Raw genomic sequence first — 24,985 nt, 5'->3', positions numbered from 1 at the left:
CGAATTCGATTAGATTTTTAATATCAATTTTCGAATGAAATAGTGCCCCTCATTATCAAAAAAGGACTACACTGGTGTGATAAAAAAGTTTTGAGGAGGTGGCATTTTTGGAAAAAGTTCAGGGACTAACGAGTGCACAGGCACAGACGAAACTGAAGCAGGATGGGCCCAATGAAGTGGCCATGAAACAAACAACATTCTGGGGCTCCGTTTTGAAACGATTATGGGAACCGTCCGCCTGGATTCTGGAAGTGGCGTTGCTGCTGGAGTTTGCATTGGGAAAATGGGTTCAAGCCGTTTTTGTGTTGCTGTTGCTTTTGTTTGCCGCCGTAAATGGGGCCGTTCAGGAAAAACGAGCCAGCAAAGTGCTGGGCAATCTGACCCAGCAGCTGGTGCCGTTAGTCAGTGTTTTACGAGATGGCCAGTGGCAGCAAGTCCCATCTAAAGAATTAGTCGTTGGCGATGTCATCCGGCTGAAAAGCGGCGATGTCATTCCGGCCGATGTCGAAATTCTGACAGCACCGCTGGAAGTCGACGAAAGCAGTATTACTGGCGAATCGCAGGCCGTCAAACACGACCCGAACGCGACAGCGTATGCCGGCACGGCCGTTGAATGGGGTGAATCTTTAGCTCAGGTCACAGCCACTGGCAAAAATAGTCGGGCTGGGAAAACCATCACATTGGTCTCAACTTCGCAATCACCAGGTCATTTGCAAAAGCTGTTGGGTAAAGTAATCCAGTACTTAGCAATTCTCGACGCCGTTTTAGCCGTAATCTTAACCATTGCAGCCTTAATTCGGGGTGAAAACATTTTGGCACTCGCACCGTTTTTAGCGGTGCTGGTCATTGCGACAATCCCGATTGCAATGCCATCGAGCTTTGCGGTTGCCAATTCGGTTGAAGCACGGACGCTGAGTCGGGAACAGGTCCTAGTCAGTGATCTGACTGGGATTCAGAATGCAGCCAATTTGAATTTGCTGTTGGTGGATAAAACGGGGACGATTACGGCCAACAAGCCGGAAGTCATCAAGATTACGCCAATCGGCAAGCAATTTTCAGACCAGCAATTACTGACACTGGCTGTCTCCGCAACGGACTTCAAAGCACCTAGTGAAGTCGATCGCGCTATTCAAATGGCGGCACATCGGCATCAGGCTCAACCTTTGACGGGAACGGACAATTTATTGTTCAACCCCCAAGTCGGTTATTCAGCACTCACAGTTCCTGTCAATGGCAAATCCGCACGTATCAAACTTGGTTCTTACCACGTTTTGACAGGGCATGCCGCCGACAAAAATGTGTTAGGCCGGCAAGTTGCACTGGCTGTCGATGACCAAGTCGTCGGCGTCTTTACCTTGCAGGACCAGCCTCGTCCGGACAGCGCCAAATCGATTGCGGCCATCAAAGCACGTGGTGTCAAAGTGATTATGCTGACGGGCGATGGGCAGGCAACCGCCCAAAAAGTCGCTACCGAAGTCGGATTGGACGGCCAGGTTATTTCCTCAGCTGATTTGGCACAGAAACCGCAGCTCGCTCAATTGGCCGGCATCGCCGATGTTCTGCCAGAAAACAAACTGGCGATCGTCAAACAGTTCCAGCAGGCCGGTTATATTGTCGGAATGACCGGCGATGGCGTCAACGATGCACCCGCTTTGAAACAAGCTGACGTCGGCATCGCCGTCAAGTCGGCGGTCGATATCGCCAAGAAGGCTGCCAAAGTAATTCTAATGGTCGACGGATTGAGCCGCATCGTCGACTTGCTCGATAGCGGCCATCGGGTTTATTCCCGGATGATGACTTGGACGATCACCAAACTAGCTCGAACAGCTGAATTGACGGTGCTTCTGACCGTCGGCTACCTCGTCACCCATTTCTTCCCGCTGAGCCTGAATGCGATCGTACTCGTCGCGATCCTCAACGACTTGGTAACGTTGGCGCTAGGCACCGACAATACGACAATTACGACCCATCCCGAAACTTGGAATCTGGGCAAATTATCACGGTTGGCGAGTGTCTTCACAGTCGGCTGGATTGTTACCGGAATTGTCTTCGGACACGAACTCGTTGCCAGCGGCATGGCGCATGGACAAGTCAGCACCATTTTATTCTTATACCTCTTGTTCAGTGCGATGCTGACGATTTTGATGACCAGAACCAAGAAATTCTTCTGGCAGAGCCGCCCCAGCAACGGGGTCTTAACGGCAATCACATTGAACTGCCTCTTGGCAATCGTTCTGTCAGTAACTGGAGTGGCTGTAACAGCAATCAGCTGGGCGTGGATTGGAATCGTCTTTGTGCTCGTGTTAATCGTTGGGATTATTCTGGATGCAATTCAAGTCGGTTTTTATCAGCATAAATGAAAGCATCAAAAAAGGTGCCGGCAAAAATTTTGCCGGCACCTTTTTTTTAAAATTACAACGTTTTTAAATTGCCTCTGAAATCAGCCAAAGTGGCGTAACCTTTTTGGGCCATAATCCGTTCGAGCTCGGTTAAGATGCGTCCGAAAGCCGGTGTGCCTTCTTGGGCGAGCGTCGTTCCGATTTGAACGACATCAGCGCCGCAGAGAATCAGTTCGAAGAGGTCGCCGCCGCTGACCACGCCGCCGGTGCCGATAATCTGAATGGCAGGGTTGAGCCGTTGCCGAAATGCCCGTACATTTGCCAGTGCGACTGGTTTGACGTAGGAACCGCCGATGCCGCCGAAACCGCCCTTGGGCTTGATGACGGTCGTTTCGGTTTCTAAGTTGATGAAAAGGCCGTTGCCGACACTGTTGATGGTGTTGATGAAGGCTAAGGGAAACTGATTCAAGATGTCAGCAACCAAGTCGAATTGCGCCAAATCGAAATAGGGCGGCAATTTAATGCCTAACGGCTGGTTGAAAGTCTGAAACACTGCCGTCAAGATTGTCTTCATCTGGTCGAAATCATATCCGATCTGCGGCTTGCCAGGCACATTCGGACACGACAGGTTTAATTCGGTTAGGCCTGAAAAAGCACTGGCTTGGATGCGTTCAAGCATCTGCAGGTTTTCAGCTAAACTCTGGCCGGCCAGCGACAAAAGAATCGGAAAATCGGGATGCGTCAGTGCCGTTGCGTTGGCATAGTTCAAATAGTAATCGAGCCCTTGGTTAGGCAGACCCATTGAATTGATACTGCCGAAGGGCAAATTAGCGTAACGGGGGTCGGGATTGCCGGTGCGGGGCTGTAAAGTGGCACTCTTGGTTACCAGTCCGCCCGCCTGCGAATCCAGCAAGTCGTCCAATTCCGTCGTGGTCGCACAATGAACGCCAGCCGCATTCATAAGCGGCGTTTTAAAATGCAATTTATTTAAAGTGGTTGTCAAATCAATCATTTTTAGCGTCCTCTTCCCGTTTCTTGCCCCATGGTTTGGCATGCCAATTTTTGAGAATCTGCAGGTCGTCATCAGAAAGGCGATGGGTCTGTTCCATTTCACCGACCAAAGTGGAGAAACCAGTCAAATGAACCAATTTGGTGTCGGCCGCTGCAAAGTTCTGGTCGGCATCCGGCAGTTCGTAGGAATAAATGGCCGCCACACCGGCAACGTCGGCTCCAAAGTCACGGACAGCTTTGACGGCCCCAAGCACACTGCCACCGGTGGAAATCAGGTCATCGATCAGAACGACCTGATCGTCCTTCGTCAATTTACCTTCGATTTGTTTGCCGGTACCGTGGTCTTTTGGTTTGGAACGGACGTAGACCATCGGCAGGTCGAGTTCAGCGGCGACCCAAGCAGCATGCGGGATACCAGCAGTGGCGACACCGCCGATGACCGTTGCTTCGGGAAAATTGGCGGCAATCAGTTCCGCCAGGCCAGTCGCAATTTGCCGCCGCAGTTGCGGATAGGAAATGGTGACCCGCAAATCGGTGTAAATCGGGGATAAAATCCCGCTGGCGTATGTAAACGGCTCGTTTGGAGAAATTTGAATCGCATTGGCTTGTAAAAGGCCATCAATAATCGTTGTTTTAGTCATGAGCATTGAATTCCTTTCTAATCTGCTGATAAGTGGCGAACGGTGTTTGTGACAAAGTAATCGGTCGGCCGACGACGATCGCTGAACTGCCAAGCTGGGCGGCTTCTGCTGGCGTGGCGACACGTGCTTGGTCGTCTTTGGCCGCACCGACGGGTCGAATTCCAGGTGTGACAAATAAGAAATCTTGCGGTAAATGCTGTTGCAATGCCGGCACTTCTTGGGGCGAGCAGATGACGCCATCCGCACCGTTCTGCTGGGCAAGTTCGGCCAGGGCCACCACTTCAGCCTGCATCGGCAGGTCGACGTGCAATTCATCTTTCAGCATTGCCGGCGTAATCGAAGTTAGTTCGGTGACGGCCAAAAGCTTTGGTGTCGGCAGACCCGCTTTTGCGGCGCCGGTGGTCAGGCCTTTTTTAGCCGCTTGAATCATCGCCGAGCCGCCGTTGGCATGGATGGTCGTGTAAGCGATTCCGAGCTGGGCCAGCTGCTGCATCGCCATTTCAACGGTGTGCGGAATGTCCATCAATTTTAAATCGAGAAAAATTGCATAGCCTTGCGCCGCCAAATCACGGACAAAGGCAGGACCTTCGCGATAAAAGAGTTCCATGCCGACCTTGATGACCGGCTTTTTCGGTGCCGCATCAAAAAGAGTTAGAAACTGTTCCGTCTGGTGCCGATTTTCGAAATCTAACGCAATGATGACTGGTTTCATAGGTGCCTCCTGAATTTTTTGAGTGCAAATAAAAAGTCCGCCCCAACGAGATCTGCCTACAGCTAACTAGACGATCCCCATTGGGTCGGACTTACTCCGTCAGCTTTCCGGCTTCTCTGAACCGAATTAAAGCACTCGTTTGATTGTTACTAACCATAACCAATTTTGAGGCAAAGGTCAAGCCTATTTTAGATGCGCAGCTGATTTTCTTTCGGCGAATACGGACTGAGCAGAAACAGGCTGGAAATGACAAACAGCAGCATGCAATACCAGCTGTACGGCACAATTGAGGCTGCTGAAATTCCGACCAGTGACGACGCCATCAATAATTGGGCGCCATAAGGAATCAGTCCCTGACCAACACAGGAATAGATATCGAGGATGCTGGCGGTGTAGGATGGCGAAATGTGGTAATTATGTCCCAGCTTTTTGGCGATTGGCCCAGCAATCATCACAGAAACCGTATTGTTGGTCGTGATTACGTCGAGCAATAAAATCAGGAAGGCAATCGCAAATTTGCCGCCAATCGAGCTGTGGGCATGTTTGGTAATCCGCTGCAGCAGCCACTGGATGCCGCCCATGTGCTCCATCAGGGCCGCCAAACCGCCGACGATGATTGAAATGAACGACACATCGGCCATCGATAAGATTCCTTTATGAATCAGACTGAGCGACTGGATGAACGTAAAGTCGCCATGGAACAGGCCGATCAGCACCGCCGAAATGATTCCTAGTGTCAGGACGATTAGCACATTGAGATTCATAAACGACAGGACGATTACCAGCACATAAGGCAGTAGGTTGAGCCACTGGACGGCTTTATACATGCCAAGGGAAAATGTCCCAACTGGCACGAAGGCTAATAAGAGCGTCGTCAGGATGAACGCCGGCAGGACCATAATCGCATTCGTCTTGAACTTGGCGAAAATCGAGACGGATTGGGTCTGAGCCGAAATGATCGCCGACGCCGAAATCAGCGATAAATCATCACCGAACATAGCGCCGCTGACAACGACTCCAGCCAATAACGGCAAACTAATATGTGCCATCTGGCCGATTTGGGCGGCGATCGGCATCAACGCAGCGACCGTCCCCATCGAAGTCCCCATCGCAAAACTAATCAGACAGCCCAAAACGAAGACACCAGGAATAATAAAGTTTTTCGGCAGGAAACGCAGGCCCAGCATGGTGACTGTATCGACGGCGTGCATCGATTTGGTGACGTAATAAAAAGCACCCGCCAGCATAAAAATGACGATCATCAGAATCATCGTATCCTGACCAGCCCCTTTGTAGAAAACAGCCAGTTTTTCATTTAATCGTTCATGGGGATTCAGCGCCAATGCCAGAATTGTTGCCAAGATCATCGCCACCAGCAAGGGCATCGCATCAAAATTATTGAAGACAACACCGGAACTGATGTAGACGACCAGAAAGAAGAGCAGCGGCACTAATCCTAGGAAGTGACCCGCCTCATCCCGTGGTTTCTGTTTCATGTTTTAACCTGCTTTCTGAAAAAGTTCTCTTCTTATTGTAGCGGATTTCGGCCAATTGAGCTGGTTTTGACGTACAAAAAACAAATTGTGATCAAAATGCGGTTAAAAAAAAGAGGCCACAACCTCTTTCTAATTTTTATCCAAATGTTCAGCCACATATTGCTGTCGTTTCTGGTCATCAAATTCATGTTCGGAACGGCCGATGATTGCTGTTGCCAGTGAATTGCCGATGACGTTGACACAGGTCCGGCCCATATCGACGAGGCGATCGATTCCGGCAATAAAGGCTAAACCAGAGGCCGGGATTCCGACGGCGGGCAGCGTTGCCAACAGAACGACGAAATTGGCACTCGGAACGCCGGCAGTCCCTTTCGTTGTAATCATCAGGACGACTAAGATGGTGATTTGCTGCCAGAGACTCATATTGATGTGATAAGCCTGGGCTAAGAAAAGAACGGCCATTGACTGATAAATTGCGCCGCCATCGAGGTTGAACGAATAGCCAGTTGGAATGACTAGGGAGACGATACTGCGATCGACGCCGTAATCTTCCATCTTGTTCATCATGCGGGGCAAGGTGACCTCAGAGCTTGACGTCGTAAAGGCCAAAATAGCTTCATCTTTGATGACCCGCAATAATTCTTTGAAGTTGATATGGAACAGATGCGCCGCCAGCGACATAAAGACCGCCACAAAAACGGCCATCGTTGCATAAGCTAATAAGATGAAATAACCAAGCGGCAGCAAGGATCTAATCCCCATCTGAGCGATGGTATTGCCAATCAGCCCAAAGACACCGATTGGAGCCAGCTTCATGATCCAGTTGGTAATTTTAAACATCACTTCCGAAATGGCCTGGAAGAAGTTGAGGATGATTTTGCCTCGTTCGCCGATGGCTGCTGTCCCAATCCCGAATAAAATACTGAAGAAAATTACGGCTAGCATATTGCCGTCACCAAGCGCTTTGAAAATATTCGTAGGGATGATACTTTCCAGAAAGCCCCAGACACCGCTAGAAGCCGCACTTTTCGACGCTGTGACGTACTGGCTGATATTGGCCGCATGCAGCTTGTTGATGTCGATCGAGGTCCCAGGATGGAAGACGTTGCCGACTAGCAAACCTAATGCCAAAGCGATTGTCGTCATCACTTCGAAGTAAATGATTGTTTTGCCGCCGACCCGACCGAGTTTTTTTAGGTCGCCCATATTGGCGATTCCGACGATCAAGCAGGATACGATAATCGGTAGGACGATCATCTGAATCAGACCGATGAACATCGAGCCGAGATTCGACATGACGGTAATTGCCGCTTTGTTCTGGTAGAAAACGACCCCAGAAATAATTCCCAAAGTCAGACCGATCAGAATCTGCCAGCCCATTGAAATGTGAAAATGGTGTTGCTTCTGCATAAATCCGCCCGCTTTCTTAAAAAGATGCTATTCACTAATTGTAAGTGGTTTGTCAATAATGCACAAATGATAACTCATCTTTTCAGAAAAAATCCGCATGAATGGTTTTCAGTGCGGATTTTAAAATCTATTTCGTTTTGCGATATTTCGATTCATCGAGATTGGCCATCCGTTCGGCATAGCCGTCCAGTTTTCCATTGAGCCGATCGCGAGCCGCCGCTAACTTATCAATCTGATCCTGCAGCTTGTCACGCTGCTCCTCCAAAAGGGATTGGCGGGCAGCAATCGTCTGTTTGCCTTCCATCATCAGCGTCGTATATTCGATCAGGATGTCGATCGAAACACCAGCGTTGCGCATGCACTGGGTAAAATGGACCCAATTTTCATCTTCCGGCGTGTAATCACGATAGCCGCTTGCATTGCGAGTGACCGGCGGAATGACGCCGACCCGTTCCCAATACCGCAAAGTGTCGCTGGAAACGCCGTATTTCTTACTAACTGCTTGAATATTCATGATAAAACTCCTTTACTGTGGACGATCGATGCCCAGACTATCCCGACTGCCCAATGAAGAATCTGCCGACAGGCGTCTGACCAGATCGGCGATACTTTTCACAGCCACATTGTGACCGCCGAACGGTTCGCCTTTGTGGGTGATTTCGTAGCTTGGATTGCCATTGTCAAACCAGCCAGGCCGAATCAAAGTGTAGTTCAAATCGGATGCTTCGATGACATCAGCGGCTTGGCGATACGGTTTCAATGCTGGATTGAATTTGAGATTGCCATCCGCACCGATTGCGGCTGGAATTTCATTATAGATTCCCATTGAGGTAATGAAAATCAATCGTGTGACATTTTCGGCGTCCATTGCGGAGACGATTTGCTGGGCCATCGTACCTAGATTGCCGCTTAAAGCCGCAAAAACAACTTCTTGACCTCTAATAGCAGTGCGTAAGTCGGATTCGCTCATGACATCGCCAGCGATGACCTGTTCACGAGCCGGATTGGTTTGTAAACCATTTGGATGGCGGGCAAATAAAGTCAGCTGGTCATCTGTTTCCGTTAATAAGGTCTGGCGAACGGCGCTACCGACAGTCCCCGTTGCACCAAGAATCAGTACTTTTTGCATTCAAAAACCCTCCCTAATTGAAATTGCTGACACTATCATAAACCCTCGAGTGGACTTCAAGGCAAGAAAAAACTGAAGGTTGATTGCAATCCTGTGGATAAACGTTAAGAAATTGATTTGTCAAGCTGTGGATTCCAGCCACAATTAAAGTTAAGAACCTGTGGATAACCCTGTGGATAATGTGCATAACTCTGCTAAAAACGGGGATTGCATAAATATACATCCAAATGAATAATGAAAAAGCCAGTCTAAATGCGCACTTGGTAAAATAGGCTGAAAGGTATCTATGAATAGGGTTCTCAACCTTTTTTACGAACGTTTGACAGCCGATTTTCAGCACCTGAAAATGGCGTTTTGATAAATTTTAGGACTTCGCTATCTAGTGGCATGAAAAAAACGAACCACCACCGAATGTAGTTCGTTTATTCACCTGTGGATAAATCAGGCCAGTTTGGTAAAATGGAGACAGTTAAAAACGTGGAGGAGAAACAGCAGTGAATATCAAAATTATCGGTGTCGGCAAATTGAAGGAAAAATATTTTAAACAGGGAATTGCCGAATACGCCAAACGGCTCGACAAGTTCTGCAAATTCCAAATCATCGAGGTGCCGGACGAAAAAGCACCTGAATCGCTTAGTGACGCCCAAATGACGCATGTCAAAGACAAAGAGGGCGAACGTATCCTAGCCAAAATCAAGGATAAGGAGTACGTAATCGCACTCGCCATCCTGGGCAAGGAGCGTTCCTCTGAGGAACTCGCCCACGAAATCGACCAGCTCGCCACTTATGGGCACTCTGACATCACCTTCGTCATCGGCGGCTCGCTGGGCCTCTCAGAAGCCGTCCTCAAGCGAGCCAACGACCAGCTCTCATTCGGCAAGCTGACCATGCCACACCAATTGATGCGACTTGTCTTGACCGAACAGATCTATCGCGCCTTTACGATTATCAATGGCATGCCGTATCATAAGTGATGCGGTTTTTCTGGTAAAGGTTGATAGATAGGCGTTTGTTGGTATTATATACCCTTTATTAGTTAAAAATTACGGACCTTCGTACCAAATTGGCTAATTGTAAACTATCCGCTTCAAAATATTTTCTTGACATGCTTGCTTTGCTATGAAGCAAACTTCAAGGTGTATAGTATACAACCGTTGCATACTAATATACATAATACGCAATTTTAAAATGGGCCGATAGTTCTCATAATGGAGTCATTGTAAGGATTCGGAATAAGAAAAGGAGAAAAGGAGAATGAAAAGTGTCAAAAAGAAGTATTTTGATCGTCACCTGTGCATTGCTATTATCAAATGCCATGGGTGGCTTAGATAGTACCATTATCAATACGGCTTTACCAGCCATTATCAGCGATCTGCATGGGATTCAATTGATGGGCTGGATTGTGGCCGTATTTTTGTTAGGAACAGCTGTATCGACGCCATTATGGAGTAAATTAGGTGAACACGTTGGTAATAAACATGCTTATCAGTTCGCAACCAGCCTATTTGTACTCGGAGCCTTTTTAGAAGGAATGTCACCCAACATTTATTTTTTGATCGTTGCGCGGACAATCATGGGAATTGGAGATGGCGGAATGATTTCGCTTCCCTATATTATTTATGCCAAGATGTACAAAGATCCACACAAACGAACACAAATGCTTGGTTTTGCAACCGCAAGTTACAGTACTGCTACGATCATCGGCCCATTAGTGGGTGGGTGGATCGTTGATACATTCAGCTGGCACTGGGTCTTCTACCTTAATGTGCCATTAGGGTTGTTATCCATTATTCTGGTCCAGATTTTTTTCAAAATTCCAAAATCAACCAAAAAAGGCAGTCCTGTCGATTACCTAGGGGCAACATTGATGACAGCCGGCTTAGTTTGCCTGTTGATGGCGATCGAAATGATCGGAACGATTTCAACACTTTACGTCATTTTATTATTGATCGTATCGGCGGGATTACTAGGTGCAATGTTTATTGTTGAAGGACGGGCGACTGATCCGATCATTCCGAGTCGTTTATTCAAAAATCATCCATTGATGACTGATTTTATCTTATTTGCCTTGATTTGGGGTGCTTTTGTCGGGTTTAACATTTATATTCCGATGTGGGCCCAAGGATTGTTAGGAACATCGGCGATCATTGGGGGTGCCACTCAAATTCCTGGCTCATTGACAAATTTTATGGGCGCTGAATCAGTTGCGCCTTTAAGAATGCGTTTTAAGCCACAAAGTGTGGTTGCCATGGGGATCGTTGCCTTTATCATTGCCTTTGCAGTCATGACAATTGCCGGTGTTCAAGCACCTTTCTGGCTGTTACTGGTTGCTGGTGCTTTTGAAGGAATCGGCAATGGGATGTGTTTCAATGTTTTGCAGATCAAAGTTCAGCAGGATGCCGCTCAAGAGGATGTTCCAGTTGCAACTTCATTCAGTTTTTTGATTCGGATGCTCAGCCAAACATTCATGGCCTCGATTTTAGGGATCATTTTAAATCAAGCTTTATTTAAAGGTGTTCGTAATTCGCATGGTCGCATTACTTTGAAAATGATGAACAATTTGAGTGATGCCGCCAGTATCCATTTATTGCCAAAAAATTTAATTCCACAAATGCGTGTCATTTTGCATAATGGCCTGCACAATATCATGCTGGTTTCATTATTGATCCTTGTTGTAGCTGGCTTACTAAACATTTGGAGTTATTACAAGGCACAAAAAGTCGCCGCATAGGGAATCAGGAATAGGTATACTTTTCACGTATGCTACAATGCTCATTTGGTAATTTTCATCGTTGCTTTCAGGAAGTAGGATGTAACCATTGAATACAAACGAAAAAGGGACGGGGTAAAAAAATGAGTTTATTGTGGTTATTCATCTTTCCAGATTTGATCTTAGATGCTGTCCTACTGCTGCTGACGCTGCTTTTTGTCATCATTATGATCGGAATTATTGCGCTCTCAAGTCTTTCAGCAAAGATCAAGGAAATTGTGAAAATGCATCGGGATCTGCAAGCTAAAATTGCGGCGATCACCGCGAGTGGTTTCATCGAGTTAAATTTGGACGCAAAAAATAGGGTTCAGGAAAAGGCCAGAACATCAGCATTTTTTGAACGGGAAATAGTTTCATAAAAAAGATATTAACTTGAATATTTTTGGAAGGATCGGACAAAATGAAAAGGCAATTTCGAATTGTGGCTGCGATCATCATTAGTGTGAGTCTGCTACTGATCATTGGCTGGCACTTTTTGTTAAAGGATCAGTTTTATCAGCCTTCCAGAACGGAGGTTTCAGAAAGCATGAATTCTCAAACAAATCAGGGCGAATATGTCAAAATGCCAAGCAATTATCGAAATATGGCTCCAAAAGACCAGCAGGGTCGTGTTGAACGCATTTCCTATTCAATCCCTTATAAAGGGGTTGAATATCAAAAGCAGGCATTGGTTTATTTACCAGCCGGATATTCGGCGAATACAACGAAACAATATGACATCCTTTATCTGTTGCATGGGTCGACCCAAAGTGTCAATAGTTTTTTGGGAGACACTGGAACTGAACAAAAATCTGGTTTTAAGCGGCTATTAGATCATGAAATTGCAGCTAAAAAGATGAAACCCGTGATCGTTGTAACGCCAACTTACTATCCAGATCGCAGTTTTGTTAAAAGCGACTATACCCAAGATGCACCGCTAAACTTGGCATTTGCCAAAAATGAACTGCCCAATGATTTGATGCCAGCAGTTGAAGGAAAATATCGGACTTATGCAAAAAACACCACGCGTCAGGGCTTAGAAAAGTCACGAGATCATCGTGCGTTTGGCGGTTTTTCAATGGGTGCTGTTACAACTTGGTATGTTTTTGAAAATGATTTGGATTTATTCAAGTACTTTATGCCGATGTCTGGCGGAAGCTGGACGGTTGAACCTATGGGCGGCGGGAGTGTCCCTAAAAAGACGGCCCAAAAATTAGCTGATGCAGTGACGAAAAATCATTTTAGGGCGAACGATTTTCAAATCGATGCTTCTGTCGGTGGTGCTGATGGCACCCAAGGCGAAATTGCTCCGCAGATCAAGCAGATGCGTCAGTATCCGCAATTTACGGCTGAAAATTTGAGCTATGAATTGGATCGCGGCGGCAATCATGATATGACCTCTGTTGCCAATCAAGCTTATAATGGCTTGCAGCGGTTGTTTCAATAAAAATAAGCGTCATCCTTCAAAAAGGATGGCGCTTATTTATTTTAGCCATTTTGATGAACATCTAAATGTTCACGCAAATATTTTTCTGAACTAGCAGATTCGGGATCGAAGGTTCCCTTACCTGTATCCAATGCTTCAATTGTTTTCATTTCATCCGGAGTTAATTGAAAATCAAATACGTTCAAATTGGTTTTGATTCGTTCAGGATGGCTTGATTTTGGCAAGGTAATGACACCATCTTGATATTCAAATCGGATAATGACCTGTCCAACATTTTTGCCGTATTTCTTGGCGATCGTTTCCAATTTAGGATTTGTCAGCAATTCTTGATTGCCATGGCCTAATGGATACCAGGCTTCTAGACGGACCTTATCTTGGTCCATGAGTTTGCGCAGTTCTTTTTGCTGGAAAAGCGGATTGAATTCAACCTGATTAACAGCTGGTGTTTCTGAAAATTGTGGAATGAACTTCTTCCAAAGATTAGGATTCATGTTGGAGACACCGATCGAACGAACTTTACCGTCTTTTTGAGCTTTTTCTAAACCTCTCCATGCACCGATGACATCATCATAGGGTTGATGAAGAAGATAAAGATCGAGGTAATCTAAGCCCAGATTTTTTAAGGAAGTGTCTAGTCCTTTTTGAGCTGCTTCATAACCATAGTCTTGAATCCATAATTTGCTGGTCACAAATAGTTCTTCACGAGGAATCCCACTGTCTTTGATTGCTTGACCAACTTCCTTTTCATTAAAATAGCTGGCAGCCGTATCAATATGACGATAACCATTTTTCAAAGCGTCTAAAACGGCTTGATAGGTGTCCTTGGGTTCGATCATTGCTCCAAAACCGATTGCCGGAATTGAATTGCCGTCATTTAATTGGATTGCATGTTCAAACATCTTTATTCTTCCTTTCAATTTTAATAGAACGATGGTTTTGTCATGTCCTCTGATCCAGGTTCGATAATGGCAATGTTGGCATTATTCTCGAGAGTTGGATCATTGACCATATCGGTGATGAAATGAGCAACAGCCTGTCGGGATACTTGGGCACCTGTGACTTTTTCACCAAAGGGGACCAGTTTATAGTCTGTTTTTTGATCGTTATTATAAAGCATGGTCATGCGGACGTAAGTAAAATCGATTTCTGGGTCGTCTATGATCTGCTGGATGATCTGTTGGTATTGTTCACTGTCTTTAAAAGCACCAGACATCGATTTGCCCCATTCGCCGAATTTTCCGCCGACCTCATCGTAGAGTCCGATTGTGCCGGTAACAATTAAACGGGTAACGCCTGCTTTTTTCATGGCCTGATAAGTATCTTCCAGTAAATTCGGCATTGCGTTATCCAGAATAACGATGTTTTGATCTTTCATGGCCTGTTTAAGATCATTTGCATTCTCAATATCTCCATCAATCGCTTTTTCACGATTGGGGTTACTTAAAGTAAGACGACTAGAAGTATGATGGCCAAAAAGGGTTAGATCTGCATCTGAATGGTTCAACAGGTCAGTAATCAAGTAATGGGCAATTTGTCCGGTTGCACCTAAAATCAAAATATTCATGTCATTATGCCTGCTTTCTAGATTTTCATTCATCATAGACCCTTGTCTTAACTCCATAGCAAGTAGGAGGCATTTTAAAGTAAATGAAAAAGGAAGCGATCATTTCTATCGTTTCCTTTTTGACGTTCAATATTAGAGATTTTTAGCAAAGAATGGCTTGATGTAATCAAAGGCTTCTTTCACATAAGGTGCTAGATCATACATATCAAAATGACCAGCTTCTGGAATGACATGCATCTCTTTGTTATCGCCAGGGACAGCATTGTAATCCTCAGTTGAAGAATCTTTACTCCAAGCATTTTCAGCAGTAATCACCAAATAAGGTTTCTTCATATCCTTCATAATATTTGGAACGTTATATTTAGCTAACTCAAGCTGGCTCCATGCAACAACTTGATTGCTCCAGCGCGGATTTGTGCCGCGCTTCGTGTAATAATAAGCAGCCCCTTCGTCGAATGATCTAGGCATGAAGTTGAGATACTTCAACTCACCAGTCCCATTTTCATAAGCTTCTTTATCAGCTTTGACTTCATCTTCTGGCTTGAAGAAGGACATCATCGGTGATTTGGAAATATCAGAAATGGCTGGCACAACTGCGGCAATTGCCTTGAAACGAGGTTCCTTAACCCCAGAAACGGACATATATGAGCCAGATCCACAAATTCCGAGTCCACCAATTCGGTCATTGTCAACATAAGGTAAGCTCGTTAAGAAATCAACGGCACTTTCATTGTCGGATTCTTTAATATCTGGTAATTCCTGCTGACGAGGAGTTCCTTCACTTTCGCCATAATAAGAGCCATCGAATACAAGGGTCACATAGCCTAATTCAGTCAGATGTTTGGCATAAACACTCTGTGCTTGTTCCTTAACGGAAAGCATCGGGCCAGTAACAACAATGGCTGGATAATTGTTACTTAAATTAAACTCTGCTGGCAAACGAAGGATCCCAGCTAAACGTAGGTTCAAGTCTTTATTCATAAAAACAACCTTTTGTTCTTGCATCAAAAAACCTCCCTAACGATTTTAATTACAAAACTACTATAAACCCTCGTCTTCACTCCATAGCAAGTGAAACCCCTTTATTTTTGCTCAGTTGGCCATTCTTTAACGAGTGTTTCAATGACAGGTTTTACAATTCGTTTTTGACTGATCAAATAATTTGCATAGACGGGCATATGAGCACTGTCGTCTGAGATCGGAACAATTACGCGACTATCTTCCATTTGTAAATAATCCTGATAGAGGGGATCCAATCTAGCTAAATTCGTACTAAAAAACGGAAAATCAGAAAATTTAGTGAGTTCGGAGAAGGTCTCATCTTCATTTTGATAAAGAAATTTTGCATCTGGAATTGCATTTTGTGTGATTGCGTTCCAAGGACCGACATGAAAGAACAAGAAAACTAAGCCCTTTCAGATCTTTGAAGGCAACTGATGATTGACTGGCAAGGTACATAAATTGATTTAAATGAACAGACATCGTTTCATCACCCAGATAGCGTGATTCAACCTGATCTGTAAAGATTTCTTGATCAGAAAAAATCAATGTATATTCATTTTTTTCTAATAGTGAAGTAATTGAATCTTCGGATAAAAGTTCAGGATTCAAATGAACATTGTCAGGAAATTCTACTTTTAAGTGCTGCAATAAAATTCGCGGTCCAGGAATTGTTACGCCTAACTGAATCGAGTGTTGACTTTGGTCAAAATTACGGATCTTTTCAATGCCCTCTTGGTTGACCTTGATAATGTGGGCGGCAACTTGGGCGGCCAATTCGCCAGTTTTAGTCAAAGTAATGTGGTTTGGATAGCGCTCAAATAGTTGCACACCGAGTTCTTCTTCTAATTTTTTTGTGCCGCGAGTAATGGAAGGCTGGGTCATATGGAGTTTTTCTGCGGTTTTTGCTAATGTTTTGCACTCGGCAAAAGTTGCTAATTCTTCGAGTAAGTAGTTATCGAGCATGATGTTTCCTCCTTAGCATACGCTACTCGTATGCTACCATTCTCAACCAGTAATTTTCAAATGTCAGGATCGGTTGCATAATGAACCCATCATCAAGTGAACGAAGCAAATGAAGGAGATTATTAAAAATGACAGATGTTCCAATGATCCCATTAAATAATGGGGTTGAGATGCCAGCATTAGGATTTGGTGTTTTTCAAATTCATAATTTAATAGATGCCAAGACAGCTGTTTCGGAAGCCTTACAAACTGGTTATCGAATGATCGATACTGCAACAGCTTATCAAAATGAAGAGGCAGTTGGTCAGGCAATCCAGGAAAGCAATATTCGGCGCGAGGATATTTTCGTGACCTCTAAGTTATGGGTCTCAGATTTTACTTATGAACGTGCTAAAGAGGGCATTGATGCTTCGTTACAGCGTTTGGGTTTGGATTATATGGACCTTTACCTCTTACATCAACCTTATGGAGATGTCGTCGGAGCTTGGCGCGCTTTAGAAGAAGCGCGCCAAGCTGGCAAAATTCGTGCCATCGGGGTATCTAACTTTTATGAAGATCAGTTAAAAAATCTTGAATTATCGACTTCTATTAAACCAGCTGTTAATCAAATCGAAGTCAATCCGTGGTTCCAGCAAACTGGTGAGGTTGATTTTAACCAAGCTGAAGATGTGCGGGTTGAGGCATGGGCACCATTCGCAGAAGGCAAACATGGCATCTTCAAGAATGAGGCATTGGTTGCAATCGGACAAAAGTATGGTAAATCAGCCGGTCAAGTAATCTTACGGTGGTTATTGCAACGTGGCATTACTGTCATTCCTAAATCGGTTCATCAAAAACGGATGGCTGAAAATATCGATGTTTTTGATTTTGAATTAACGGCTGATGATATGGAGCAAATTGCGACATTAGATAAAGGGGAAAGCCAATTTTTCGATCATCGTGATCCCGTTGCAATTGAACAAATTTTTGGAACAAGTTTAAAACAAACACAACAATAAAAAGGAGCGTCTTAAAAATGACAAACGTCAATACACCAAAATTTAAATTGAATGATGGCACTGAAATTCCAGCGATCGGATTTGGAACTTATTTGATTCCAAATGACGGCACAACCTATCGAGCTGTTAGCGATGCTTTATCAGTCGGTTATCGTCATCTTGATACAGCGGCTGTTTATATGAATGAAGCTGAGGTAGGTCAAGCAGTTCGCGAAAGTGGTATTCCACGGGATCAAATTTGGGTGACTAGCAAGTTATGGTTACAGGATTACGGCTACGAGGCGGCTAAAAAAGGGATCGATCGCTCGCTGCAAGTGATGGGACTTAATTATTTAGATCTATATTTGTTGCACCAGCCATACGGAGATGTCGTCGGCGCATGGAAAGCTCTAGAAGAAGCCAAGAAGGCCGGCAAAATCAGATCAATTGGTGTTTCAAATATGACACCGAAATATTGGCAAGAATATATTCCGCAGTTTGAAACAACACCATCTGTTGATCAAGTTCAATTCAATCCTTATTTTCAACAGAAGGATTTACGCAAGTTATTGGCGGCCGATGATGTGAAGTTAGAAGCTTGGGCACCACTTGGTCAGGGAAACCAAGATCTTTTTGCAGAACCCATTATTCAGGATCTTGCTAAGAAGTATCAAAAAGATGCTGGACAGGTGATCTTACGGTTTGAAAATCAAGAAGGAATTATCGTCTTTCCAAAGTCGGTTCATCCAGCTCGGATCAAGAGTAATCTTGATATCTTTGATTTTAAATTAACTGATTCAGAAATGGCTCAGATCCGTGCACTTGATACAGGGAAGGGAACCTATGATCCAGATGCTCCAGGTAATGAAGAAATGTTGCTATCTGCCTATGATGTTCATGCAGATGATTAATGGAGGTTATTTCAATGAAAAAGCGCGTTTTAGGAAATAAGTTGAAAGTGTCAGAAATCGGTTTAGGGTTGATGGGCATGGATCATGCTTATGGGGAACCCTTAGATCGGCAAAAAGCAGTTAATCTGATTCAAAAATCACTAGACCTAGGTGGTAATTTCTTTGACACCGCCGTGATTTATGGAGAAGGTAACGAAAAAGTGCTCGGTGAGGCTGTTAAAGATCGCCGCGATCAAGCCGTTATTGCAACAAAATTCGGGATTACCGGTCAAAAATTTGTGAATGGTCAGCCTGAATTGATTTTAGATAGCCGTCCGGATTCAATTCGCAAACAAGTCGACGAATCGTTGACTCGTTTACAAACTGACCATATTGATCTGTATTATCAGCATCGTGTTGATCCAAATGTCGAGCCAGAAGCTGTGGCTGACGTGATGAATGAATTGATCAAGGCCGGCAAAATTCGGTATTGGGGCCTTTCTAATGCACCAGTCGATTATATTCGCCGTGCCAATGCTGTCAGTCCAGTGACGGCCTTAGAAAATCAATATTCAATGGTTTACCGCGAACCTGAAAAAGAGATCTTTGCATTATGCGAAGAATTAGGAATTGGTTTTGTCGCTTATAGTCCCTTAGGCAATGGCTTTTTAAGTGGTAAATATTCACAGCAAACTAAATATGATAAGAGTGATGTCCGCCAGTCAATGGGCCGTTTCAGTCCAGAAGCGATGGCTAAAAATCAAGCTGTGTTGGATTTATTAGCTGAAATTGCGGCTTCAAAAGGAGCAACATCGGCTCAGATTGTTTTAGCTTGGGAATTAGCCCAACGCGATTTTATCGTTCCAATTCCAGGGACGACCAAAGAAAAGCGTCTGATCGAAAATTACGGCGCTGCCGAGATCGTTTTAACAAAAGATGAAGAAAAGCGAATCAATGACGCTTTGAATCAAATGACAATTGATGAAAGTTATTTCTAAACAATTAGGAGGAAATTGAAAATGACAAAAAAAGTAATCGTAATTACAGGCGCCTCTAGTGGTATTGGTGAAGCAACCGCAAAATTATTGGCTTCACAAGGCAATCAAATTGTTTTAGGGGCTCGGCGTGAAAGTAAATTACAAGAAATCGTTAAAACAATCACTGCTGCCGGTGGTGAAGCCACTTATGCTTCGACTGATGTTTCGAATTTAGGTTCAGTCAAAGGTTTGGCGCAAAAGGCCCTTGATACCTATGGCCGGATCGATGTTTGGATGAATAATGCTGGTTTAATGCCCCAATCTGAATTCAGCCAAGGCCGTGTTGAAGATTGGGATCGCATGATCGATGTTAATATTCGCGGCGTTCTGTATGGTATCAACGCTTCTTTGGATACAATGCGCAAACAACAATCAGGCCAATACATCAATACTTCTTCGATCGCAGCCCATGTTGCTGGTCCTGGTAGTGGTGTTTATAGTGCCACTAAAGCAGCCGTTTTATCAATCAGCGAATCGCTTCGTCAGGAAGAAGCTCAAGCCGGCAGTAACATTCGTGTCACCGTTGTTTCACCGGGTGCCATTGCTACCGAATTGACCGATTCGATCACCGATGAGGCCACAAAAGCTGGCACCAAGCAATTTTATGATCAATTTGCAATTGCTCCGGAACGAATTGCTGAAACGATCGCCTTTGCGATCAATGCACCAGCTGATACAGCTTTAAATGAAATTATTATTCGTCCGGCAAAGCAAGTGATGTAAAAAGAGAGGAGTATGTTCATATGACAAAAAAAGTAATTGTGATCACGGGTGCTTCTAGCGGCATTGGCGAGGCCACCGCAAAATTATTGGCTTCACAGGGCGATCAAGTTGTTTTGGGCGCTCGGCGTGAAAGCAAACTGCAGCAAATCGTTCAAGAAATCACAGCAAATGGCGGTCAAGCCGCTTATGCGATTACTGATGTTGCGAATTTGGATTCAGTCAAGAATTTGGCACAAACGGCTTTGGATACCTATGGCCGGATCGATGTTTGGATGAATAATGCTGGCGCCATGCCAACCGATGAATTGAGCAAAGGTCAGGTTTCAGATTGGAATCAAATGATCGATGTCAACATTCGTGGTGTGCTATATGGAATCAACGCTTCCTTGGCAGTGATGCGTGAACAAAAATCTGGCCAGTATATCAATCTTTCTTCAACAGCTGGACATGACGTCAATGCACAAAATGGTGTTTATGGAGCCACAAAGGCGGCCGTTTTATCGATCAGTGAATCACTGCGGCAGGAAGAAGCCATTGCTGGCAGCAACATTCGTGTGACTGTTGTTTCACCGGGGTCGATCGCCACTGAATTGACGGATTCGATCCGTGATGAAAGTGTCAAAAAAGAGGCAAAAGCCTTTTATGCTCAAAATGAGATTGGCCCAGAGCGTGTAGCCGCTACGATTGCCTTTGCAATCAATGCGCCAGCTGATACGGCGCTTAATGAAATTATTATTCGACCATCCAAACAAGTTTTATAGCAAAAAAATTGCTGTGGAGTGAACTCCAGAGTTTAGAGTAGCCGTTAGAGAGGAGCTAATGAAATGAAACGAAAAATTGGGGTGATCCTCGCTTTCTTCGCAGCATTATTGACATTGGGACTTCAATTTCAAAGTCAGGGTGAAACTGCTCAAGCGGCGACCAGCAAAAAGAGTCTGATCTTGTATTTTTCAACTTCGGGCAATACTAAAAAAGCTGCTGAAAAATTACAGCAGGATACAGGTGCCAAATTAGTTCGAATTGAGCCAGTGAAGGCCTACCCAGCTGATTATGATGGCACTGTTAAAATGGCACGGCAGCAACTAAAGAAGAAACGTCATCCAGCCATTAAAACAAAAATTCCTGATTTGGACAAATATGACACGATTTATATCGGTTTTCCGACTTGGTGGCAACAACCGCCGATGATCATTCACACTTTGTTTGATCAGGAAAACTTCAGCGGCAAAACGATCGTGCCCTTTACGACCAGTATGAGCACGCCGATCAGTGCCTCCACGAAGTATATTCGCAAAATGGCTAAAAAAGATCAGAATGTGACGGTCGAAAGCGGCTTCCGTTATGATGACAACAATGCTGCAATGAAGCGGTATTTAAAGCAGAACAACTTAAATTAAAGGAGATTTTACAATGAAAGCAATGATTTTAGGTGCCGCCGGTCAAATCGGCCGCATGGTAACAGATGATGTTTTAGCACAGAGCGATCTTGATTTAGTTTTATATGGCCGCAATGTGACCACTCGTTTGGCTGATAAAGCCAGTGATCGTGTCACTTTAGTCGATGGCACATTTGAAGAAAATGACAAGATCAAACAAAACTTATCCGATGTCGATATGGTTTACATCAGTTATGTCGCAACGCCTGATATTATGCAGAGCTTGATCGACGACATGGATGCAACAGGTGTGAAACGTCTGATTGCCTTAAGCATCCCGGATATTTATCAAGAAGTTACGGGTCCTTTTCAAGCTTGGTATCGTCAGCACACCGGTTTAACTTGGCAGAGTGATCGAGCTGAATCAGCTAAGATCCTTGAAGCCAGTGATTTAGATTATGTGTTATTACGTGTCACTTGGCTTTATAACCAAGAAGGAAATACAAAGATCGAAGTTTCGAAAAAAGGCGAACCTTTTAAAGATGCTCAGATTACCCGTGAAGCCGTTGCCCAATTTGTGACGGACTTACTAGATGGTAAGGAAGATTATCATCGTGAAAGTTTAGGGGTAGGCGAACCAGGTACTGAATGGAGCAAGCCTAGTTTTTACTAAAATGAGAGGGAAGTAATGATTATGCCAAGACAAACCGTGAATCCATATACAAATGAAGTTTTAAAAACATTTGCTGATGCAACTGATGTGGATATCCAGCAAGCGTTGGAAACTGCGGATGGCTTGTATCATGAAATGAAAAGTAAACCGATCAGCACGCGTGCAACTATTTTGCATGGTATCGCTAAATATATGCGTTACAACAAGTATGATTTGGCAAAAGTGATGACTTTAGAAATGGGAAAATTGATTTCTGAGTCCGAAGGTGAAGTTGAACTTTGTGCCGATATTGCCGACTATTTTGCTGATCATGGTGCTGAAATGATGGAACCGACTTTGCTTCACACTCGTGCAAACGGTGAAGCTAAAGTGTATAAACAATCAACAGGCGTTGTATTAGCTGTTGAACCCTGGAATTTTCCTTATTATCAGATCATGCGGGTTTTTGCACCTAATTTTATGGCGGGAAATCCAATGATTTTGCGTGATGCCGCCAATATTCCGTGGTCCGCGCAGACTTTTGCCGATATGATCATTCAGGCTGGTGCTCCACAAGGATCGATCGCCAATTTATTCATGAGTTATGATCAAGTTGCCGATATTATTGCTGATCCACGTATTCAAGGCATTGCATTAACGGGCTCTGAACGCGGTGGTGCTTCCGTTGCTAAAGAAGCTGGCCAAAACCTGAAAAAGAGTACCATGGAATTAGGCGGGCAAGATGCATTTATCGTTTTAGATGATGCTAATATGGACGATGTGAATAATATTGCTTGGCGGGCACGTTTATATAATGCGGGCCAGGTCTGCACCTCCTCAAAGAGATTTATTGTGATGGACAGTGTCTATGACGAATTCCTTGAAAATTTGATCAAAAACTTCGCATCTGTTCAACCAGGTGATCCCATGGATAATGCAACAACATTGGCGCCGATGAATACAAAGAAAGCCAAAGAAAAGCTTCAGAAGCAAGTTGATGAAGCAGTAGCTGCTGGAGCAACAGTAGCCTATGGAAATAAGCCAATTGATCTTCCCGGCCAGTTCTTTATGCCAACGATTTTAATTGATATTGCTGCTGATAATCCGGCCATGCATACCGAAATGTTTGGTCCAGTTGCTCAAGTTTATCGAGTTCATTCTGAACAAGATGCGATTGATTTAGCAAATAACTCACAGTATGGGTTGGGTGGAATTGTCTTTAGCGGTGATCCTTTACATGGCGAAAAGGTGGCTACTCAAATTAATACTGGAATGGTCTACGTCAATACGTTTATGACTTCATTACCAGAATTGCCATTTGGGGGTGTAAAAAACTCTGGTTATGGTCGTGAAATGAGTGAGCTCGGTTTGATGGCTTTTGTCAACGAACAATTAGTTGTTACAGCTGACCGACCTGATATGAATAATGTGACTGGTGGCTTAGTCAAACTAGATCCAACTAATGATTAAAAAAATCATCCATCGAAGGAAGGCTGCCAAGTGAACATTAAAAAAGTTTCTGAAACACTGGGACTTTCAATCGATACAATTCGATACTATGAACGTGTTGGTGTCATTCCACCCGTTAAACGAGATAAAAATGGTTATCGTGATTATCAAACCGAAGATCTCAACTGGCTTTATTTGGCGAAATCCTTAAAGCGGGCCGGATTATCTGTCGACGAAATGATTGAATTTGAGCGGCTCAGCAAGTCCGCAGATCATCCGGGCGAAGCACAAAAAAAGCTGCTGCAAAAGTCGCTTAATAGCTTGGAACAGCGAATTCAGACGCTTGAGCATACAAAGAAGATCCTGCAGTATAAAATCGCTCACTTTGATACTCATATTGGCCGTTATGAAACCAACGAAGCACATGAAAAGCTTTGGGAAAAGCATTTTAGCAATGAAGAATAAACTAAAAAAGGATTTCACATTTAACGTGTGAAATCCTTTTTTTAAAAGATTGTTTTTTCAGACCGTTTCAGAACGGATTTAATTTTTGGAAAGATTTTCGACCATAGCTGGATCACGATGATCGAAGAATTGACTTTCATCTTTATTTAATGCGGTAATTTGCTTCATTTCAGCATCAGATAACTCAAAGTCGAAGATATCGATGTTTTGCTTCATCCGATCTTCATGAACTGATTTAGCCAATGAAATCACACCACGCTGATAGAGCCAACGCAAAACGACTTGGCCGACGCCTTTATTATGAGCTTGACCGATGGCTGATAACACATCATTAGTAAATAAGCCATGTTTGCCTTCAGCAAATGGGGCCCATGCTTCTGGCTGAACATTGTACTTCTTGAACCAATCGAGTTCGCCTTGCTGCTGGTTCCAAGGATTGATTTCGATTTGATTGACTTCTGGGGCTTCAGTATTGTGAAGCGATAAATCGACCAAACGATCAGAACCAAAGTTTGAAACACCAATAGCACGAACTTTACCTTCTGCTTGAAGATCTTCCATTGCACGCCATGAACCATAAACATCGCCATAAGGTTGGTGGATTAGATAGAGATCTAAGTAATCGAGCTGTAATCTCTTCAAAGAATCTTCAAAGGCCTTTTTGGTGGCATCGTAGCCAGTATGATTGATCCAAAGTTTTGTTGTGATAAAGAGATCGTCACGTGCAACATTGGCTTCCTGTAAGGCATCGCCAACTTCTTTTTCATTGCCATAAGCTTCAGCTGTATCAATCAAACGATAGCCAGCATCAATTGCCCCTAAAACGGCATCTTTTGTACCAGCGGGATCAATTTGGAAGACACCAAAGCCAGTGGCAGGCATTTCAACACCATTGCTTAACTTAAAAGTAGGAACTGTCATTAAGATCATCCTTTCAATTGCAAATTGTTTGA

At 44.2% G+C, this 24,985-nt stretch carries 26 protein-coding genes; 14 read left to right on the top strand and 12 right to left on the bottom strand.

What is annotated here, in order from left to right:
• The first annotated feature begins 107 nt into the window (after positions 1-107).
• Positions 108-2,360, top strand: a complete 2,253-nt coding sequence (locus IV40_RS04365) for an HAD-IC family P-type ATPase (protein WP_057769148.1) — start codon at positions 108-110, stop codon at positions 2,358-2,360.
• 52 nt (positions 2,361-2,412) lie between these two features.
• Here IV40_RS04365 and IV40_RS04360 read toward each other — a convergent pair whose 3' ends face one another.
• The 7 genes from IV40_RS04360 to IV40_RS04330 all read right to left on the bottom strand — a co-directional run bounded on the left by IV40_RS04360 (position 2,413) and on the right by IV40_RS04330 (position 8,738).
• On the bottom strand, positions 2,413-3,351 hold the full coding sequence (locus tag IV40_RS04360) for a dihydroorotate oxidase (RefSeq protein WP_057769147.1): 939 nt from the start codon (positions 3,349-3,351) through the stop codon (positions 2,413-2,415).
• Positions 3,344-3,991: an orotate phosphoribosyltransferase gene (pyrE, locus tag IV40_RS04355; RefSeq protein WP_057769263.1), complete on the bottom strand. Its 648-nt coding sequence runs from the start codon at positions 3,989-3,991 to the stop codon at positions 3,344-3,346. The genes IV40_RS04360 and pyrE overlap by 8 nt, the downstream gene beginning before the upstream one ends.
• Positions 3,984-4,703, bottom strand: a complete 720-nt coding sequence (gene pyrF, locus IV40_RS04350; protein ID WP_057769146.1) for an orotidine-5'-phosphate decarboxylase — start codon at positions 4,701-4,703, stop codon at positions 3,984-3,986. Before pyrF ends, pyrE begins: the two co-directional genes overlap by 8 nt.
• A 188-nt stretch (positions 4,704-4,891) precedes the next feature.
• Positions 4,892-6,199 carry a Na+/H+ antiporter NhaC family protein gene (locus IV40_RS04345; RefSeq protein ID WP_057769145.1) on the bottom strand — a complete coding sequence of 436 codons (1,308 nt, stop codon included), beginning with the start codon at positions 6,197-6,199 and terminating at the stop codon, positions 4,892-4,894.
• 129 nt (positions 6,200-6,328) lie between these two features.
• A complete protein-coding gene (locus IV40_RS04340) occupies positions 6,329-7,609 on the bottom strand; it encodes a dicarboxylate/amino acid:cation symporter (protein ID WP_057769144.1) in 1,281 nt (426 codons plus the stop codon).
• Between the two features lie 127 nt (positions 7,610-7,736).
• Positions 7,737-8,123 (bottom strand): MerR family transcriptional regulator, encoded by a 387-nt coding sequence (locus IV40_RS04335; protein WP_057769143.1) that lies wholly within the window; start codon positions 8,121-8,123, stop codon positions 7,737-7,739.
• Positions 8,124-8,135: 12 nt separating this feature from the next.
• The gene (locus tag IV40_RS04330) at positions 8,136-8,738 is read right to left on the bottom strand and encodes an NAD(P)H-binding protein (protein ID WP_057769142.1); all 603 of its coding nucleotides are present in this window, start codon (positions 8,736-8,738) and stop codon (positions 8,136-8,138) included.
• 494 nt (positions 8,739-9,232) lie between these two features.
• On the opposite strand from IV40_RS04330, the gene rlmH reads away from it, so the two are divergent.
• The 4 genes from rlmH to IV40_RS04310 all read left to right on the top strand — a co-directional run bounded on the left by rlmH (position 9,233) and on the right by IV40_RS04310 (position 12,934).
• A complete protein-coding gene (rlmH, locus tag IV40_RS04325; protein ID WP_057769141.1) occupies positions 9,233-9,712 on the top strand; it encodes a 23S rRNA (pseudouridine(1915)-N(3))-methyltransferase RlmH in 480 nt (159 codons plus the stop codon).
• Between the two features lie 287 nt (positions 9,713-9,999).
• Complete coding sequence (locus IV40_RS04320) at positions 10,000-11,469, top strand: MFS transporter (RefSeq protein ID WP_057769140.1); 1,470 nt, start codon at positions 10,000-10,002, stop codon at positions 11,467-11,469.
• Positions 11,470-11,591: 122 nt separating this feature from the next.
• Positions 11,592-11,867: a hypothetical protein gene (locus tag IV40_RS04315; RefSeq protein ID WP_057769139.1), complete on the top strand. Its 276-nt coding sequence runs from the start codon at positions 11,592-11,594 to the stop codon at positions 11,865-11,867.
• A 167-nt stretch (positions 11,868-12,034) separates the two neighbouring features.
• On the top strand, positions 12,035-12,934 hold the full coding sequence (locus tag IV40_RS04310; RefSeq protein ID WP_162258846.1) for an alpha/beta hydrolase: 900 nt from the start codon (positions 12,035-12,037) through the stop codon (positions 12,932-12,934).
• Between the two features lie 41 nt (positions 12,935-12,975).
• On the opposite strand, the gene IV40_RS04305 is transcribed toward IV40_RS04310, so the two are convergent.
• From IV40_RS04305 to IV40_RS04290, 4 genes are all read right to left on the bottom strand, one after another.
• On the bottom strand, positions 12,976-13,833 hold the full coding sequence (locus IV40_RS04305; protein ID WP_057769137.1) for an aldo/keto reductase: 858 nt from the start codon (positions 13,831-13,833) through the stop codon (positions 12,976-12,978).
• Between the two features lie 20 nt (positions 13,834-13,853).
• Entirely contained in the window at positions 13,854-14,498 is a 645-nt protein-coding gene (locus tag IV40_RS04300; RefSeq protein WP_057769136.1) for an NAD(P)H-binding protein, read from the bottom strand.
• Positions 14,499-14,630: 132 nt separating this feature from the next.
• On the bottom strand, positions 14,631-15,503 hold the full coding sequence (locus IV40_RS04295) for an alpha/beta hydrolase (protein WP_057769135.1): 873 nt from the start codon (positions 15,501-15,503) through the stop codon (positions 14,631-14,633).
• Between the two features lie 318 nt (positions 15,504-15,821).
• Positions 15,822-16,463, bottom strand: coding sequence for a LysR family transcriptional regulator (locus IV40_RS04290; RefSeq protein WP_236698009.1), 642 nt, complete (start codon positions 16,461-16,463; stop codon positions 15,822-15,824).
• A gap of 128 nt (positions 16,464-16,591) precedes the next feature.
• Here IV40_RS04290 and IV40_RS04285 point away from each other — a divergent pair, with 128 nt between their 5' ends.
• The 9 genes from IV40_RS04285 (at position 16,592) to IV40_RS04245 (ending at position 24,032) form a co-directional block, all read left to right on the top strand.
• On the top strand, positions 16,592-17,461 hold the full coding sequence (locus tag IV40_RS04285) for an aldo/keto reductase (RefSeq protein ID WP_057769134.1): 870 nt from the start codon (positions 16,592-16,594) through the stop codon (positions 17,459-17,461).
• Positions 17,462-17,478: 17 nt separating this feature from the next.
• Entirely contained in the window at positions 17,479-18,351 is an 873-nt protein-coding gene (locus IV40_RS04280) for an aldo/keto reductase (protein WP_057769133.1), read from the top strand.
• 14 nt (positions 18,352-18,365) lie between these two features.
• On the top strand, positions 18,366-19,328 hold the full coding sequence (locus IV40_RS04275; protein WP_057769132.1) for an aldo/keto reductase: 963 nt from the start codon (positions 18,366-18,368) through the stop codon (positions 19,326-19,328).
• A gap of 21 nt (positions 19,329-19,349) precedes the next feature.
• Positions 19,350-20,090, top strand: coding sequence for an SDR family oxidoreductase (locus tag IV40_RS04270; protein WP_057769131.1), 741 nt, complete (start codon positions 19,350-19,352; stop codon positions 20,088-20,090).
• Positions 20,091-20,110: 20 nt separating this feature from the next.
• Entirely contained in the window at positions 20,111-20,851 is a 741-nt protein-coding gene (locus IV40_RS04265) for an SDR family oxidoreductase (protein WP_057769130.1), read from the top strand.
• A 63-nt stretch (positions 20,852-20,914) separates the two neighbouring features.
• A complete protein-coding gene (locus IV40_RS04260) occupies positions 20,915-21,487 on the top strand; it encodes a flavodoxin (protein ID WP_057769129.1) in 573 nt (190 codons plus the stop codon).
• Positions 21,488-21,500: 13 nt separating this feature from the next.
• Positions 21,501-22,139: an NAD(P)H-binding protein gene (locus IV40_RS04255; protein ID WP_057769128.1), complete on the top strand. Its 639-nt coding sequence runs from the start codon at positions 21,501-21,503 to the stop codon at positions 22,137-22,139.
• 21 nt (positions 22,140-22,160) lie between these two features.
• On the top strand, positions 22,161-23,588 hold the full coding sequence (locus tag IV40_RS04250) for an NAD-dependent succinate-semialdehyde dehydrogenase (protein ID WP_057769262.1): 1,428 nt from the start codon (positions 22,161-22,163) through the stop codon (positions 23,586-23,588).
• 30 nt (positions 23,589-23,618) lie between these two features.
• Positions 23,619-24,032, top strand: coding sequence for a MerR family transcriptional regulator (locus IV40_RS04245; RefSeq protein ID WP_057769127.1), 414 nt, complete (start codon positions 23,619-23,621; stop codon positions 24,030-24,032).
• Between the two features lie 78 nt (positions 24,033-24,110).
• On the opposite strand, the gene IV40_RS04240 is transcribed toward IV40_RS04245, so the two are convergent.
• Positions 24,111-24,953: an aldo/keto reductase gene (locus tag IV40_RS04240; protein WP_057769126.1), complete on the bottom strand. Its 843-nt coding sequence runs from the start codon at positions 24,951-24,953 to the stop codon at positions 24,111-24,113.
• Positions 24,954-24,985 lie beyond the last annotated feature (32 nt).

This window comes from Lactobacillus selangorensis (assembly GCF_001437205.1).
GTDB classification, from domain to species: domain Bacteria; phylum Bacillota; class Bacilli; order Lactobacillales; family Lactobacillaceae; genus Paralactobacillus; species Paralactobacillus selangorensis.
This window is presented reverse-complemented; position numbering and strand designations above follow the sequence as displayed.

Bases quoted from the DNA above. Each gene is read 5' to 3' on its own strand.
- IV40_RS04360 (WP_057769147.1), bottom strand. From the start codon at position 3,351: ATGATTGATTTGACAACCACTTTAAATAAATTGCATTTTAAAACGCCG.
- pyrE (WP_057769263.1), bottom strand. From the start codon at position 3,991: ATGACTAAAACAACGATTATTGATGGCCTTTTACAAGCCAATGCGATT.
- pyrF (WP_057769146.1), bottom strand. From the start codon at position 4,703: ATGAAACCAGTCATCATTGCGTTAGATTTCGAAAATCGGCACCAGACG.
- IV40_RS04345 (WP_057769145.1), bottom strand. From the start codon at position 6,199: ATGAAACAGAAACCACGGGATGAGGCGGGTCACTTCCTAGGATTAGTG.
- IV40_RS04340 (WP_057769144.1), bottom strand. From the start codon at position 7,609: ATGCAGAAGCAACACCATTTTCACATTTCAATGGGCTGGCAGATTCTG.
- IV40_RS04335 (WP_057769143.1), bottom strand. From the start codon at position 8,123: ATGAATATTCAAGCAGTTAGTAAGAAATACGGCGTTTCCAGCGACACT.
- IV40_RS04330 (WP_057769142.1), bottom strand. From the start codon at position 8,738: ATGCAAAAAGTACTGATTCTTGGTGCAACGGGGACTGTCGGTAGCGCC.
- IV40_RS04315 (WP_057769139.1), top strand. From the start codon at position 11,592: ATGAGTTTATTGTGGTTATTCATCTTTCCAGATTTGATCTTAGATGCT.
- IV40_RS04310 (WP_162258846.1), top strand. From the start codon at position 12,035: ATGAATTCTCAAACAAATCAGGGCGAATATGTCAAAATGCCAAGCAAT.
- IV40_RS04305 (WP_057769137.1), bottom strand. From the start codon at position 13,833: ATGTTTGAACATGCAATCCAATTAAATGACGGCAATTCAATTCCGGCA.
- IV40_RS04300 (WP_057769136.1), bottom strand. From the start codon at position 14,498: ATGAATATTTTGATTTTAGGTGCAACCGGACAAATTGCCCATTACTTG.
- IV40_RS04295 (WP_057769135.1), bottom strand. From the start codon at position 15,503: ATGCAAGAACAAAAGGTTGTTTTTATGAATAAAGACTTGAACCTACGT.
- IV40_RS04290 (WP_236698009.1), bottom strand. From the start codon at position 16,463: ATGCTCGATAACTACTTACTCGAAGAATTAGCAACTTTTGCCGAGTGC.
- IV40_RS04285 (WP_057769134.1), top strand. From the start codon at position 16,592: ATGACAGATGTTCCAATGATCCCATTAAATAATGGGGTTGAGATGCCA.
- IV40_RS04280 (WP_057769133.1), top strand. From the start codon at position 17,479: ATGACAAACGTCAATACACCAAAATTTAAATTGAATGATGGCACTGAA.
- IV40_RS04275 (WP_057769132.1), top strand. From the start codon at position 18,366: ATGAAAAAGCGCGTTTTAGGAAATAAGTTGAAAGTGTCAGAAATCGGT.
- IV40_RS04270 (WP_057769131.1), top strand. From the start codon at position 19,350: ATGACAAAAAAAGTAATCGTAATTACAGGCGCCTCTAGTGGTATTGGT.
- IV40_RS04265 (WP_057769130.1), top strand. From the start codon at position 20,111: ATGACAAAAAAAGTAATTGTGATCACGGGTGCTTCTAGCGGCATTGGC.
- IV40_RS04260 (WP_057769129.1), top strand. From the start codon at position 20,915: ATGAAACGAAAAATTGGGGTGATCCTCGCTTTCTTCGCAGCATTATTG.
- IV40_RS04255 (WP_057769128.1), top strand. From the start codon at position 21,501: ATGAAAGCAATGATTTTAGGTGCCGCCGGTCAAATCGGCCGCATGGTA.
- IV40_RS04250 (WP_057769262.1), top strand. From the start codon at position 22,161: ATGCCAAGACAAACCGTGAATCCATATACAAATGAAGTTTTAAAAACA.
- IV40_RS04240 (WP_057769126.1), bottom strand. From the start codon at position 24,953: ATGACAGTTCCTACTTTTAAGTTAAGCAATGGTGTTGAAATGCCTGCC.